The following is a 13,885-nucleotide window of genomic DNA, read 5'->3' on the forward strand; positions in this document are numbered from 1 at the left end:
GGGGCCGGGGGGCCATCTTCCACACGGGGTGATGGCGGAAGGCCTCTCAAATAACGATAGGTTTTACGACCCCGCGATGGTCCGCGCCACGTCTCGGAATTGCTTTCCCCGGTGCACGATGTCCGACCACTCGCCGCCGGTGACGTGATGCCGGAACTCCGTTTCGACTTCGACGACTTTGAAACCGGCTTTGATCGCGGCGATCGTCAGCGCCACTTCCACGCCGAAGCCGTTTGCGAATTTGCCATCCACGGCCTCTAACACTTCGCGCCGTACGGCGCGCTGGCCGGAGAGCGGCTGCCGAAACGTCTGGCCGGTCCGGCGCTGGATCCCCCAGTTGGCGAGGCGCACCACGAAACCGCGCCCGCCGCTCTGGCCGGTCGCGGCGAAGGCGGGATCGGGCGGGAGCAGCCCGATCGCCATGTCGGCCTCGCCGCGAAGCAGGGGCGGGAGCAGCTTGACGGCTTCCGTCGCCGAGGCGCCCAGGTCGGCGTCCAAAAGCAGGAAAATCTGGCCGATTTCTTTCGCGGCGCTGTACGCCGCGGTCAGGGCCGCGCCTTTGCCCTGGTTCTTTTGCTGCAAGACGATGTCCGCGCCGGCGGCTTTGGCGGCGCTCACCGTGTGGTCGGACGAACCGTCGTCGACCACGACGATGGTGTGGATCTCGCGGCGGAAGCGCAGGGCGGCGACGGTCTTTGCAATGCGCTCTTGTTCATTATACGCCGGAATAAGCGCACAGACATGAAGATCGGGTTCGCTCACGACGATTGATCCTCCAGGACCGGGGGAAGCTGGCGCGTCGCCGTAGGTTTGAGGCCGTAATCGGCGCGGTCGCCGGCGTCCGTGCGCAGCGTATACGGCAGATCGAGCTGGCCCAGCGAGCGGTCGACGCAGTCGATGGTCGTCAGTCCATATTTCTGGTAAGTCTTGATCGAGGAGACGCCGACGTCGAACGGCTCGCAGCCGACAATCGTGACGGGGGCGGTCGGCGTGGAAGAATCTTCGAGGCGCTGGATCAGATTACCGTCGATGGGATTGGCGCTGTCGTCCGGCCAATCGATCTTGCGGCCGCCGACGAAGACGAACGAGGCGCAGGGCGCGGCCACGTCGCCGTCGACCGTCAGGAGCCCCTGCGTTTGAAGGATTTGCAGCGCCTGACCGAGGCTCGGCTTGCTCGTGGAGCCGCTGCGCAGGATGGAGGCGATCGCCGCCAAAATGGGGCCGTTATCGGCGCTGTTGGCGCCGGCGTCGGGCGTCTCCGCCGGCGCGGGGTAGGAGTCCGCGGGGAGGGTGCCAAGCAGGGTGGTGATCTGCGAACTCGTCAGCGCGTCCATCTTGTCCTCGATCACGACGGTCGCCGCGACATTGGCGCCCGAAAGCTGAAGGGCGGCGGCGGCGGACGCGGTGGCCTGCGGGTAGTCGCCGCACTGGACGACCACGACGCGACGGCCCGTGAGCTTGCCGTGGGTCAGCTTGGGGCGCAATGAGTTCAGGGCGCGCTCCACCTGCACGAGCTGGCTTTTGGCATCCCGGCCCTCCTGAACGGCGCCGTCCACCTGGACTTGCAGCGCCGCCAGGCTCTTGGCCTGCTGGATGACCTGCACCGGCAGGGTAACGTGCTCGCCGATCAAAATGCCGAAGCCCAGCATGAGAAAGACGGCGCAAAGGTAGACAATATGGTAGCGGACATCAAGCATAGTGAGGGTCAGTGGCTGTGGAATCGCCATCCGAAATGGAGCTGCCACCAGATGTGGAACATCTCCGTGATGTTGCGCCAGATCGGCGACTTCGCGAGCAGAACGACGAACGGAAACATAGCCGAGAGAATCACGGCGACAAAGGCGCTGAAGGGCGGCTTGGGCCGGTAAAGCTTGAAGACGCCCCGGGCGTCCACCAGACGCGTTCCGATCTTGAGCCGGACGAGAAAGGTGCTCGCCATCCCCGCGCGGCCCTTGTCGAGAAAGTCTTCCAGGTTTGAATGCGTGCCGACGGCGACGATCAGGTCCGCGTTGTGCTCGTACGCCAGCAGCATCGCCGCGTCCTCGCTCGTGCCGGGAACGGGAAACGTGTCGGCTTCCAGGCCAAGCTCGCGAATACGCGCCATGCCGGGCGCTTCGCCGCCGCGCCGCGCGTAGGCGTGGACGATCAGCTGGGCGCCGCACTCCAGCGCTTCGTCCGAGACGCTGTCCATATCGCCCAAAATGATCTCGGGCGTGCAGCCGATGGCGAGCAGCGCGTCGGCGGCGCCGTCCACGGCGATGACAACAGGGCGAACCTCGGTCAGATAGGCGCGCAGCAGCGCCAGGTCTTCTTTATAGTGCGCGCCGCGAACGACCACCAGCACATGCCGTCCGGCCATCTTGGTCCCCCGCAGCATGGGAACATTGGTCGGATCGAGCAGCAGGTCTTTGTCGGCGTCGAGATATTGCAGGGTGTTGCGCGCGAACTTCTCCAGTTCCGCGCCGAGATTGGCCCGCGCGTCCTGTGTAGCCGTTAAGATCGCGGAATCGTCCCAGAGCTTCACCGGGCCGACCGCAGAGTCGCCTTGATAGAGAATGCTCTCGGAATCCAGCGCCAGCGCCGAGCCCTCCCGGATGCGCGCAAACGCCTCCGCGTCGGACAGCTCATACATGGGGATACCGGCGTCCGCCAGCACGCCGGGGCCACGGTTGGGATACTTGCCGCTGATGAACGGCCGCGCATTGATCACCGCCGCCACGCGCGCGTCCGCCAGCGAGCGCGCCGCCAGCGCGTCCAGGTCCGAATGGTCGATCACCGCCACATCGCCCGGCCTTAGCCGCGCGGTCAGGTTTTTGGTGCGTTTGTCCACGCGCGCCGAGCCCAGCACGGTATGCTCCAGGCTCGTCGAAGGCTGTGGCCGGGTAGTCGCCAAATTTCCAAACTCCCTGATGCGGCTCTTTCACGCAGACGAATAATTTTATAGTATAGCACACGCCGCGATACAGACGCGCAAGACGCCCTCGCCTTTGGAGTGGAGATGGGAATGTCCTGAGACAAAGACGCCCCCGGCCCTGTGAGGGCCGGGGGCGTCTGGGACTGGGGGAAACCTATATCTACACCGTATGCACTTTGTCCGCCGGGGGCGGAACGTACATCGGGGAGGCTTCCAGGGCGACGGGGCGCATGGGTCCCAGGAACAGGAGCATTGAGATCAGGTAGGCGGCGAGAATGGCCGCGACGCCGGGCAGGATCGGCAGCATGACGTGGCCGAATGCGTAGAGCGCGTACGACAGGGCGAACCATGCGAGCAGCAGAACAATGGCGATCATGGTGGAGCGCACGCCGCTGACAAGCATCAGCGACAGGCCCGCCACGACGCCAAGGACAAGCAGGATCGGTACGATGCGGCCTTCGTAGCGGCTGTAGAACGAGCGGTCCATAAAGGTGGAGACGGCGTTCGCCGTCACCTCCACGCGCGGCATCTGGCCGGGGAACGGAGTCGTGCGCGCATCCGTCGCCGCATCGCCCGCCGCCGTCGCGCCCAGGAAAACGACTTTGTTCTTAAAGACGTCGGGCTTGACCTTGCCAGAGACAACGTCGGCAAACGAATAAGTGATGTAGTGGCCGGGCGCGCCGTAATAACGGATCAGCATGCGGCCCTGATTGTCGATCGGCGCATCGACCGGAGGATCGAGCTTGGCGTTGAAGTGGACCGTGTCGCCCGAGACGACTTGAACGAAATCTTTGTCCAGATCGTAAACGCGCAGCGCGGTCACGAGGGCAAGGTTCGGCAGCGCCACCGGCGCGCCGTCCGCGAGATTCGACGTCGGGAATTTGCCGCGAATTGGCGCGGACGCGGGCGGGTAGGTGACGGTGCTGCGATAAAACAAGCGGGCGCTGCGCAGCGTGTCATCCGGCTCCGTTTCGCGGACGAAGACGCCGACGCCGGCGGACGATCCGGTGAAATCCGAGACCGGCGGCTCAAACAGCGGGTATTGGAAGACTTGATTGCGCTTGTCGAGCGTCAGCTTGTCGGCGATCGCGTACTTCTCCAGGAAGACGAGCGATCGGATATCGTCCGGCGTATACGTCTGGTCGCGCGTCGCGTCGTAGGACATCCCTAGAACGACGTTTTTGTGGTTTGCCATCGTGCGCCACAGGTCCGAGTCGCCGGTCTGCGTGCGCTTATCCAGCGCCAGATCGAGGACCGCGACTTTCGCGCCGCCGTCCTCGATTTTGGACAGGCCCTGCGCCAGCAAAGAGCGCGGCCAGGATTTGATGGGGCCGTACTTGGCGACGGAAGCGTCATCCATCGCCACGATCGCCACATCCGCGCGGGCCGCGCGCGGCGCCAGTCGCGCGAGCGCATCCTCCGCCTTCGCTTCCGGGATCGCGCGCGGGGAGTGGACCGCGAGCACGCCGAGCGCGATCGCGAAGAGAACCGCGGCGATAAAGACAATCGCGCGGTACGAGAGCAGGCGCTCCGGGCCGATTTTTTGAATTATCATTGTCTTGTCATCCTTAACCTGAGACATAAGTTAATTCGTTGTTCCCGGCGCGCCTCCTTGCTTAAACGCGCCGTCCTGCGTTTGTGATAGGTAGGATAGATCTGATCGGAGGGGGTTCATTGAAGTAGGTTTTTGTTCGGCCTATTTCACCGGCATGCCACCCGATAGCACGACGCTGACGATAAGAAATACAGAAAATCTACCCTTGAGAGGAGTGGATGGGAGGGAGGCGGCCTGAGGCGCAAGCCTCAGGCCGCCTTGGAGATGTCTTTCACGTCCGTCGATCCGGCGATCAAGCCGACTTCGATCTGGCCGTGAACGACGCGATTGCGGCCCAGCGACTTGGCTTTGTACAGAGCTTCGTCGGCCGCGGCGATCAGGTGGGCGCCGTCGGTGATGGCGGACGTCAGGCTGGCGACGCCCAGACTGATGGTCACGGGACGCTCCGGCCAGGCGTGCCCCTCGATTGCGGCGCGGAACCGCTCCGCCGCGCGGCAGGCTTCCGCCGCTTCGGCGCCCGTCAAAATCACGACAAACTCTTCGCCGCCGTAGCGCGCCACGAGATCCGTGTCGCGCGCCGCCTGCTGAAGAAGCGCGCCGACGGATTGCAGCACCGCGTCGCCGGCCAGGTGCCCGTAGGTGTCGTTATAGGTCTTGAACTTATCCACATCCAGCAGGATCAGCGAGAAGGTGAGATCCTCGGCGGCGGCGCGCTCCCATTCTTTCGCCAGACGCTCCTGAAACGTTCGCCGGTTCGCCAGCCCGGTCAAACCGTCTTGAGTCGCGAGCAGCTCCATTCGGGCGTAAGCCTGCTCCAGATCCTCCCGGCTGTGCTCCAGCGCCTGCGTCATCCGGTTGAAGGTGACCGCGAGGTCGCCGATTTCGTCCGGCGCGTTTTCGGAGACCCTCTTTCCAAAGCGGCCGTCCGCGATCTCATTCGCCGCCCGGCTCAGGAGCATCAGCGGCCGTGTGATGCGGCCGGCCGTGGCGAGCGCCATCAAATAGCCGACGACGCAGCAGCCGAGGGTGACAATGATTGTCGCCTGCCCCATCTTCTTGTCGATCTGACGGCATGTCTCATCGAGCGCCTTTCGCATATGGCGGCCCTGCGCCTCGGCGTCATCCGGCTTGGGGGAGAGAGCTGCGGCCCGATCGCTTTGCGCCTGGGGGAGTTTGGAACTCGCGACGGAGGAGTGAGCGAAGGATGCGGAGAGATCACTCGCTCCGTGCATCCATAAAGTCCGGGCGAGATTACCAAGAATAGCGTTGCCCGCCAGCATGGTCATCAAAATAATGCCCATAAATAAGCGAGTCAGACGGCGCGCGATGCGGCTTTTGGCGACAGGCGCTTTAGATGCGGAAATTCCCACGACGATAATACTCCCTGGACCGAAGCGCTTGCTTGGTCTGGTTTGAATTATCGGTCGTGGAGCACAAGATCTCTATTCCCGCGTATTTGCGGGGGCGCGCTTCAGGTTTCCCGGAGCTTCACCAGCGTCGCGCCCGCGCCGCCTTCATCGGCGTCAGCGGTGGCGTACTCGGAGACCAGCGGGTGGCCCTTGAGGTAGTCCTGCACGGCGCGGCGGAGCGCGCCGGTGCCTTTGCCGTGGACGACGCGGGCGTGGGTGAGGCCGGCGGCGTAGGCGTCGTCCAGATACTTTTCGACGTTGCGCACGGCTTCGTCGGCGCGCTGGCCGAGCAGGGAGATCTGCGAGGTGATCCCCATGGTCTTCTGCATGGCGATGTTTTGCTGGTCTTCGGCGTGGATGTCGAGCAGTTTGGGGCGGTCGGGAGGCGCGACGGCGGTGTGGCGGGCGCCGACGCTGCGTTCGGGCCGGGGCGCGCGCTCGGATTTCGGGGCGCGCTCGGGCCGGGGGCCGCGTTCACGCGCGGGGCGCTCGGGTTTTCCATTGCGCTCCGGCTGGCCGCCGCGCGCGGGGCGCTGGGCGGATTCACGCGGCGGATCCGCCGGAGCCCCCTGCGCGGCGGCCGCGAGGGAAGGCGGAAGCGGGACTTGCTTTTCGATCGTGACGACGGGAAGCTCGTCCGGCTCGCCGATCAGGCGCAGGGTGGCGGCGGGGACGCTGACGCGCATCGCGCCGACCTGTACGGGAAGATGCGTGTTGGGCTCGCCCGCGCGCTCGTCCTCCAGCACTTCGCCCGTCATGCCCAGGGAGGGAATGCGGACTTTATCGCCGCGCCGCAGCAGGCGGTTCGGGACGATCTCCACAACCGTCATCATCTGTTCTTCGGTCTGCCGCTCGATGGCGCTCTGGAGATCGTCTGCGATATTTCGGATGGCCTGGCGCGCCCGCTCGGTCTGTTTTCCTTCGGCGTTGGCGTGGCGCAGCTGGCCGATGATATTGTCGACCTTGTCCTGCGCGCGTTTGATCAGCGCGCGCGCCTCCTCGGCCGCCTTCAGGCGCGCATCGCGCCGCAGGCTTTCCAGATTGGCGAGTTCTTCTTGATAGCGGCGGCGCAGCATCTGCGCCTCGATCCGCGCCCGCTCCGCCTCGCGGCCTTCGGCGACGGCCTGGCGGCGTCCCTCCTCCAGCTCACGGAACAGATCGGCGGTGCTGTCCGTCCCAGTGAGCTCCTGGCGCGCTTCGGTCAGGACGCTTTCCGGCATTCCCAGCCGTCCGGCGATGGCGAAGGCGTTGGACGATCCCGGCACGCCCTGGAGCAGCCGATAGGTCGGGCTGAGGGTGGCTTCATCGAACTCGACGCTCGCGTTCTGAACGCCGGGAGTCACGAAGGCGTAGCTCTTTAACTCTCCGTAGTGCGTCGTCGCGATGACTCGCGCTCCCGCCGCGCGCAGATGGTCCAGAATCGCGCGCGCCAGCGACGCGCCTTCGCCGGGATCCGTCCCCGCGCCGACTTCATCGAGCAGCACGAGCGCGTTTTTTCTCAGCGTCTTCAAGATGCGAACGATATTGGAGATGTGGCCCGAAAACGTGGAAAGGGATTGCTGGAGGCTTTGTTCGTCGCCGATGTCCGCGTAGATCTGATAGAAGAGGTTCATCTCGGCGTGCGCCGCCGGAACATGCAGACCGCACTGCGCCATCAGGGTCAGCAGGCCCATCGTCTTCAAACTGACGGTCTTGCCTCCGGTATTCGGACCGGTGATCAGCAGGAGCTGGTTCTGATCGCCGCCGAGCTCGATGTCGATCGGAACGACGATCGCCGGGTCGATCAAGGGATGCCGCGCGGAGACGAGCCGCGTATAACCGTTCGTGTTGAGATCGGGCGCCGTCGCGTTATGCTCCATGCCGAGCTTGGCGCGGGCGGAGATAAAGTCGATCTGCGCGAGGATGCCGACGCTTACCATCAGCGGCGCCGAGACGCGCCGGACGCTTTCCGTCAAACGCGCCAAAATCTTGGCGATCTCCTGCGTCTCCTTGATGTCCAGCTCCTTGAGCTCATTGCCGTAGTCCACGACGGACTGCGGCTCCATGAACAGCGTGGCGCCGGACGCCGAGGTGTCGTGGACGATGCCGCCGAAGGCGCCCCGGTGCTCGGCCTTGACGGGGACGCAGTAGCGGTCGCCGCGCTGCACGATCACCGGATCCTGGAGCATCGAGCGCATGGGGCCGTTGACGATCGCGTTCAGCCGCTCCAGCATCCGCTGGTTCGCCACTTTGCGGCGGCTGCGAATGCGGGCAAGGTCCGGCGACGCCGAATCCAGGATCAAGCCGTTGGGGCCGACGCTGGAGACGATCTCGGATTCCAAAGATGGAAACTGGCCCAGGTTCGTGGCGAGCGCCGCCATGATAGGATAGTCCGGCGCGATCTTTTGCAGGAACGCTTTGAGAATGCGCCCGCCTGCCGCCGTCGAATAGATATCGAGCAGCCCGCGCGCATCGAGCGACGAGCCGATCTCCGCCTGCCGCAGATGGGGGCGAATATCCGTGATCCCGCCCAGAGGCAGGTTCCCCTTGATCTCGATCATCTGCCGGCATTCGGTGGTCTCATCCAGGCGAGCCTTGACCTGGAGGAGGTAATCCGAAGGCTCCATCGCCTCCGCGAGCTCCCGCCCCAGCGAGCAGGCCGTGAGATCCATCAATTGATGGCGGATCGCGTCAAATTCCAAAACGCGTAATGCATGATTGTCCATAACTGCTTTCAGTGTACCCGAATGGGAAGCGCGCGAAGAATTCGCGCAACCTTTCATGAGTTTTGTCGTCTGACAAGGCATCCATGCTAAAGAAGGCCGCCCTCGCCCAAAGGTGTGGGAATTCACTTCCTCTGACTCCCCCTCTCCCAAAATTGGGAGAGGGGGCCGGGGGGTGAGGGCCTCCCAGGAACATTCCTGCGTTTTATGACGTTTAAACTTGGGTACATCAAGGAGTTTCGACGAATGCTTACAAAATGGAACGAGCGATTTGTGTCCGCTTTTTGGACTTTGATACTGACGGCGGCGGTCGCCGGGGCGGCTTCGGCCGCGCCGAACATCACTTCTTTGACGTCGACGAATATCAAAACGCTGTCGATGGATACGGAAGTCGTTCAGGAGAATCACGACGAGCTGAAGCGGATCGAGGGCGATTTCGCGCAGGCGTATCGGATCCACAATATCGCGATCTCGTACGCGTATCCGGACAAGCTGCACTTTGAGTCCGTCATTCTGAAGGCGCATATCGCCTACACGATCAACGGCAATAAAAAGTATACGTCCGTGCCGACGTTTCATGTCCACAAAGTCGAGGATGTGACGAATGCGCCGGGCAAGAAGCAATCGCTTCTGGACTGCGGCATGGTGCCGCCGGAGCTGCTGTCGGTCTACAACGCGACTTACTTGCGCAAAGAAGGCGGCAACTACGTATTCCAGATCATGCCCAAGCAGCAGGACCAGAAGTTTCGGGACGTTGTTTGGATCGATCCGATCACCAAAGTCACCGCGAAGCGCGAGCACTATGACAGCCAGGGACACTTGATCGCCTGGTATCAATATAAGAATCCGCTGCAAATTGTTCCGGGAGTATACGTTCCCACGCGCGTGGAAGTGTATAATCCTTATAATAAACTCGCCGCCGTGACGGCATATAGGAACATCCGCGTCAACAAACCGCTGGATATGTCAATCTTCGACTTTTGAACCCACAATCTTCGCTTCGCGCAAACACATCGCCGCTCGATCCGAGCACACGCCGCCTGGACAGGGCGGCGTGTGTTTTGCTGTTCGCGCTCACCGTATTCCGACTCTGGTATGGCGGCGCGCACCAACTGCTTCAGGATGAGGCGTACTACTGGCAATGGTCCCGTCATTTAGACTGGGGCTATTACGACAACACGCCGCTGCTCGCCGTGGTCATCCGCGTCTTCACCACGCTGCTTGGTCCCACTGAACTGGGCGTGCGCGCCGGCGCGGTGTTCTGCGCGCTGGTTGTCTCGATCTTTATCTACCTGATCATGCGGCGGCTGGCCGGCGCGCGGGTCGCTCTCGCGTCCGTCGCCATGGCTTCGATCCTGCCGCTGTTCGCCCTGGGCGCGGACACGATGACGCAGGATCCGGTCCAGCTCGCGTTCTGGGCCGCGACCCTTTATGTTGTGCTGCTCGCGCTGGACGGGCGCGGCTGGCTCTGGATCCTGGCGGGCGCCCTGGCGGGGCTGACGGCGATGGCGAAGCTCAACGGTCTGTTGCTGCTGCCCAGCATTCTCCTCTTCCTCGCGCTGTCGCCGGCGCATCGTCACTGGCTGCGCCGACCGGAGCCGTATCTGGCCGCCGCGATCGCGCTGGCGATCTTCAGCCCATTTGTCTGGTGGAACCATACGCACCAGAACGCCTTCTGGCTGCATATCCATGCGATGGGAACGCGCAACGGCGAACACGATCCGCCGCTCAAGTGGTTCTGGCGCTTTCTCGGCGATCAGCTCTTCTTGATGTCTCCCTTGCTGATGCTGATGTTCCTGCGCGGACTGTGGGTTGATGGAAAGCGCTCGGTGGGTGGAAAAAACGACGCGCTTTTGTTTTTGTGGTGCCCCAGCGTCGTGGTGTTCGGCGCCACCGCGCTGCTGTCGCTCAAAAGCAAGGTCGAGGGAAACTGGCCGGCGGCGGCGTACGTCACCGCCGCCTGTCTTCTGGCGTGGGCGCTGACGGAAGCCTGGGACAGCGGGGCGCGAGGCCGCCGATGGGCGGCCGCCGCCGTGGGGCTCTCCGTGCTGATCTCCGCCGTGATCCTAATGCCCAACTTGATCTACGCCGTCGGGTACCGATTTCCCAACCCATCGAAGGACCGCACGTCCGAACTCTACGGCTGGCGTGACATGGCGGCGCGCGTTCAATCCGAGCGCAGCGCCATGGGCGGCGACCCATTCGTGTTCAGCGTCAATTACCGAATGCCGTCCGAGATGGCGTTTTATCTTCCCGGCAAGCCGCAAACGTATTCGCTGTTCTTGAAGGATCGCCCGAATGAGTATATGTTCTGGGAGAATCCGGACGCTCTCAAAGGCCGCGACGCCGTCTACGTGGAGGACACCGACGATCTCAACCACCTTGACGATCTGAAGGCCGTCTTCACCCGAGTGGAGCCACAGCCCGAACTGCTGCTTTATCGCGACCCGCCCTATGGCCGCAAGCCGATCCGCACGATCCAGATCGTCCGCTGCTACGGCTTCAAAGGTTATGATCCTTTGCAGTGGCGCGACGGCTGGTAAGCGGACGCCGTCGGCGGGACACGAATCAAGAAGGCGCCGGCGGTTATCCGCCGGCGCCTCTTTGTTCGCTCAGACTGCCGCAAGCCGCCGCGCGTCTGCGTCCCGCGCTTCGCGCAGGGCGGCCGCCCACCACTGGAGCTGCTCCAGCATCAGCGCGGCGGTTTTGGCGGCGCGTTCGGGCTGGAGCAGTTTGCCGCCGGGGCCGAACTGCTCCCAGGGATTGGCGAAGCTGACGCTGTCTCGGATCGTCATGGCGTGCAGCTCGGCGAAGACGGGCCGGAGCTGCTCGACCGCGCGCAGGCCGCCGGAAACGCCGCCATAGGAGACAAACGCGACCGGCTTGCCCCGCCACTCTTCGTATACAGAATCGATCAGGAACTTCAGGGCGGCGGGATATCCATGATTGTATTCGGGCGTGACGACGACAAAGGCGTCGGCGGCGGCGAGGCGTTCTTTCAGGGCGCTCAATTCGGGGCTTTGCCGCGCTTCATGGCGATGCGGCAGATCCAGCTGGGCCGGATCGACGAGGTCGAGCGCGAAGCCGTCTTGACTTAAGATCTCTCCGGCGATCCAATCGGCGATCGTATCACAAAATCGGCCTTCGCGCGTGCTTCCATAAATCAGCGCGACGTTCAGTTTCGCGGTCATTCTCTTCTTCTCCTTTTGTCTTAACCTTTTTGAAAATCGGCGGCGTGGTCCGCCGCCCATGTTCGGTAGGGATGCGCCGGCGCTCCCGTGATTTGCGCCACCGTGTCCGTGACTGGCGGCGCCGCGTTCACCTGACCGGCCCAGACGCCGAGCAGCACATCCACGATGGGCGGCGGCATATTGGCGAGCATTTGCGGCCGGGCGGCTTCCGGTGAAATTTCCTCAAAGCGCAGCGGTCGGCCGAGCGCCTCGCCGATGGCGCGCACCTGCTGCTGCTGAGTGAGGGACTCGGGGCCGGTGAGGTGGTATTTGGCGCCGGCGTGGCCTTCCTCGGTCAGCGCGCGCACGGCGACGGAGGCGATATCGCGCTCGTGAATCGGGGACGAGGAGGCGTTCGCGTACGGCCAGCGCACGACGTCTCCGGCCCGGATCTGCGGCGCCCACCATAATGTGTTGATCGCAAAGCTGCCGGGCCGCAGGATCGTCCACTCCATTCCCGATTGCTCCACCAGTCGCTCCATCTCCGCGTGCAGCCTGCCGATAGGGGCCATCTGCGCCATGGCGTCGTCACGCACCGCCGACGAGGACAGCAGGACGATGCGGCGCGCGCGCCGTGCGAACGCGTTCAGCATGGCCGGCGCGGTTTCCAGGGGCAGCAGCCGCCAGACAAGAAATACCGTATCGATCCCGTCCAGGCATTCGTCCAGCGTCGCGGCGTCCGTCAGGTCGCCCAGTGCGAACTCGACATGATCCGGCAGATCGCGAGGCGCGGTGCGATGCGTCAGCGCGCGGGCAGGGATATTCGCCCTGGCGAGCTGCGCCGTCACTTCACTTCCAATATTGCCGCTCGCTCCCGTCACCAAGATCCTCTTGTCCTGAGCAAGTGTGTTCATGTTTCGTTTCCTCCCGCCCTGAATGGGCCGTCGATTTTGAGATATCACGGATTATACAAGTTCAAGTGAACTTGAAGTCAAGAGGAAAAATCGGGTATTGTGAAACCATGGACAATTTGATTGCGATCAGTGAAGTTTCGCGCCGAAGCGGCGTGGCGGCCTCGGCGCTGCGTTTTTATGAGGAGCGGGGGCTGATTTCGTCACAGCGGTCTGGATCGGGCCATCGCCGCTATCCGCGCTCGGTTTTGCGCCGGATCGCGTTTATTGTCTTCGCGCAGCGGATCGGTATGACGCTGGAGGAGGTGGGCGAGGAGCTGCGGAAGCTGCCTGACGGCCGGGCGCCGGAAGGGGAGGACTGGGCCAAGGTCTCGGCCGCCTGGACCGAGCGGGTCGACGCCCGCATTGACGAGCTCCGCCGGCTTCGATCGGGCCTGACCGCATGCATCGGCTGCGGCTGCCTATCGCTCGAACGCTGCAAGCTGGTCAACCCCGACGACCGCGCTGCGCGTTTCGGCCCCGGCCCGCGTTACTGGATCGGCCCCCCGCGCCGCTCGGAATAGCCAGGCGCGGGTCGCGTATTAGAAATTCTTAATCGAGATTTAACCTTAACTTAACACCTTCTTAATATCGCGGTGATAGACTTCTCTCGGTCAATCGCCGGTATCTTAGGAGGTCCGCCTGATGTTGTTCCCCCTCGTCCTTCTGCTCGCATCTCAAGATTTGACGGCAAACGCTGTCAAATCCGCCCCGTCCGCAAAAATGCTCAAAACAGTCTCCCAAGGAACCGGGCCGGCGACCGTGCTGAAGTTCCAGGACTTCTATGAAACGAAAAATGGGACGCTCGACTTTTCGGACAAGCTGCGAAGTTTGAACGGTAAGCACGTGCGGATCACAGGTTTCATGGCCCATATGGAGGACGCTCCGCTCGGCGCTTTCTACGTATGTCCGCACCCGACGTTCTGCGATGAGGAAGGGGGCGGGTCCGCCGACCTTCCTCCGGACGCGGTGCGCGTCATCGTCCGCGGCGCGAAGGGGCGTACGGTGGAGTTTGTGCCTCGCCCCGTGTTGGTGACCGGCGTCCTTCAAGTCGGGCCGCAGGAAGACGAAAAGGGCGATATTTCCCGTATTCGCATCATTCTGGATCAGGCTCCTGTCAAGCCATCTCCCGTGCTCGCAAAATCCAATCATAAATAAACGCGCAAAGACGACGTATTCTTTAAG

Annotated in this window: 12 protein-coding genes; 4 read left to right on the plus strand and 8 right to left on the minus strand. The window is 63.2% G+C overall.

Annotated elements, in window-relative coordinates; genetic code table 11:
* Nucleotides 1-63: 63 nt before the first annotated feature.
* The 6 genes from D5261_RS13925 to D5261_RS13950 all read right to left on the minus strand — a co-directional run bounded on the left by D5261_RS13925 (nucleotide 64) and on the right by D5261_RS13950 (nucleotide 8,583).
* A complete protein-coding gene (locus D5261_RS13925; RefSeq protein WP_119320712.1) occupies nucleotides 64-762 on the minus strand; it encodes a glycosyltransferase family 2 protein in 699 nt (232 codons plus the stop codon).
* The gene (locus D5261_RS13930; protein ID WP_119320711.1) at nucleotides 759-1,727 is read right to left on the minus strand and encodes a copper transporter; all 969 of its coding nucleotides are present in this window, start codon (nucleotides 1,725-1,727) and stop codon (nucleotides 759-761) included. Before D5261_RS13930 ends, D5261_RS13925 begins: the two co-directional genes overlap by 4 nt.
* Nucleotides 1,706-2,893, minus strand: a complete 1,188-nt coding sequence (gene steA, locus D5261_RS13935; protein WP_125205903.1) for a putative cytokinetic ring protein SteA — start codon at nucleotides 2,891-2,893, stop codon at nucleotides 1,706-1,708. Before steA ends, D5261_RS13930 begins: the two co-directional genes overlap by 22 nt.
* Nucleotides 2,894-3,074: 181 nt before the next feature.
* The gene (locus tag D5261_RS13940) at nucleotides 3,075-4,469 is read right to left on the minus strand and encodes a CHASE2 domain-containing protein (protein WP_165864078.1); all 1,395 of its coding nucleotides are present in this window, start codon (nucleotides 4,467-4,469) and stop codon (nucleotides 3,075-3,077) included.
* A gap of 248 nt (nucleotides 4,470-4,717) precedes the next feature.
* The gene (locus D5261_RS13945) at nucleotides 4,718-5,839 is read right to left on the minus strand and encodes a GGDEF domain-containing protein (protein ID WP_119320708.1); all 1,122 of its coding nucleotides are present in this window, start codon (nucleotides 5,837-5,839) and stop codon (nucleotides 4,718-4,720) included.
* A 101-nt stretch (nucleotides 5,840-5,940) separates the two neighbouring features.
* Nucleotides 5,941-8,583 (minus strand): endonuclease MutS2, encoded by a 2,643-nt coding sequence (locus D5261_RS13950; protein WP_165864077.1) that lies wholly within the window; start codon nucleotides 8,581-8,583, stop codon nucleotides 5,941-5,943.
* Between the two features lie 243 nt (nucleotides 8,584-8,826).
* On the opposite strand from D5261_RS13950, the gene D5261_RS13955 reads away from it, so the two are divergent.
* Together D5261_RS13955 and D5261_RS13960 are read left to right on the plus strand one after the other, a co-directional pair.
* On the plus strand, nucleotides 8,827-9,564 hold the full coding sequence (locus D5261_RS13955) for an outer membrane lipoprotein-sorting protein (protein ID WP_165864076.1): 738 nt from the start codon (nucleotides 8,827-8,829) through the stop codon (nucleotides 9,562-9,564).
* Nucleotides 9,561-11,123: a glycosyltransferase family 39 protein gene (locus D5261_RS13960; RefSeq protein ID WP_119320705.1), complete on the plus strand. Its 1,563-nt coding sequence runs from the start codon at nucleotides 9,561-9,563 to the stop codon at nucleotides 11,121-11,123. The genes D5261_RS13955 and D5261_RS13960 overlap by 4 nt, the downstream gene beginning before the upstream one ends.
* A 69-nt stretch (nucleotides 11,124-11,192) precedes the next feature.
* Here D5261_RS13960 and D5261_RS13965 read toward each other — a convergent pair whose 3' ends face one another.
* Complete coding sequence (locus D5261_RS13965; RefSeq protein WP_119320704.1) at nucleotides 11,193-11,771, minus strand: NADPH-dependent FMN reductase; 579 nt, start codon at nucleotides 11,769-11,771, stop codon at nucleotides 11,193-11,195.
* 20 nt (nucleotides 11,772-11,791) lie between these two features.
* Nucleotides 11,792-12,664, minus strand: coding sequence for an NAD(P)H-binding protein (locus D5261_RS13970; protein ID WP_119320703.1), 873 nt, complete (start codon nucleotides 12,662-12,664; stop codon nucleotides 11,792-11,794).
* Between the two features lie 107 nt (nucleotides 12,665-12,771).
* On the opposite strand from D5261_RS13970, the gene soxR reads away from it, so the two are divergent.
* The gene (gene soxR, locus D5261_RS13975; protein ID WP_119320702.1) at nucleotides 12,772-13,224 is read left to right on the plus strand and encodes a redox-sensitive transcriptional activator SoxR; all 453 of its coding nucleotides are present in this window, start codon (nucleotides 12,772-12,774) and stop codon (nucleotides 13,222-13,224) included.
* A 121-nt stretch (nucleotides 13,225-13,345) separates the two neighbouring features.
* Entirely contained in the window at nucleotides 13,346-13,858 is a 513-nt protein-coding gene (locus D5261_RS13980; protein WP_119320701.1) for a hypothetical protein, read from the plus strand.
* Nucleotides 13,859-13,885: the final 27 nt, after the last annotated feature.

The organism is Capsulimonas corticalis (assembly GCF_003574315.2).
Lineage (GTDB): Bacteria > Armatimonadota > Armatimonadia > Armatimonadales > Capsulimonadaceae > Capsulimonas > Capsulimonas corticalis.

What these genes read in the sequence shown, in the direction of transcription:
- D5261_RS13965 (WP_119320704.1), bottom strand. Translation starts at nt 11,771, where the DNA reads ATGACCGCGAAACTGAACGTCGCGCTGATTTATGGAAGCACGCGCGAA.
- D5261_RS13940 (WP_165864078.1), bottom strand. Translation starts at nt 4,469, where the DNA reads ATGATAATTCAAAAAATCGGCCCGGAGCGCCTGCTCTCGTACCGCGCG.
- D5261_RS13970 (WP_119320703.1), bottom strand. Translation starts at nt 12,664, where the DNA reads ATGAACACACTTGCTCAGGACAAGAGGATCTTGGTGACGGGAGCGAGC.
- D5261_RS13930 (WP_119320711.1), bottom strand. Translation starts at nt 1,727, where the DNA reads ATGGCGATTCCACAGCCACTGACCCTCACTATGCTTGATGTCCGCTAC.
- soxR (WP_119320702.1), top strand. Translation starts at nt 12,772, where the DNA reads ATGGACAATTTGATTGCGATCAGTGAAGTTTCGCGCCGAAGCGGCGTG.
- D5261_RS13950 (WP_165864077.1), bottom strand. Translation starts at nt 8,583, where the DNA reads ATGGACAATCATGCATTACGCGTTTTGGAATTTGACGCGATCCGCCAT.
- D5261_RS13955 (WP_165864076.1), top strand. Translation starts at nt 8,827, where the DNA reads ATGCTTACAAAATGGAACGAGCGATTTGTGTCCGCTTTTTGGACTTTG.
- D5261_RS13980 (WP_119320701.1), top strand. Translation starts at nt 13,346, where the DNA reads ATGTTGTTCCCCCTCGTCCTTCTGCTCGCATCTCAAGATTTGACGGCA.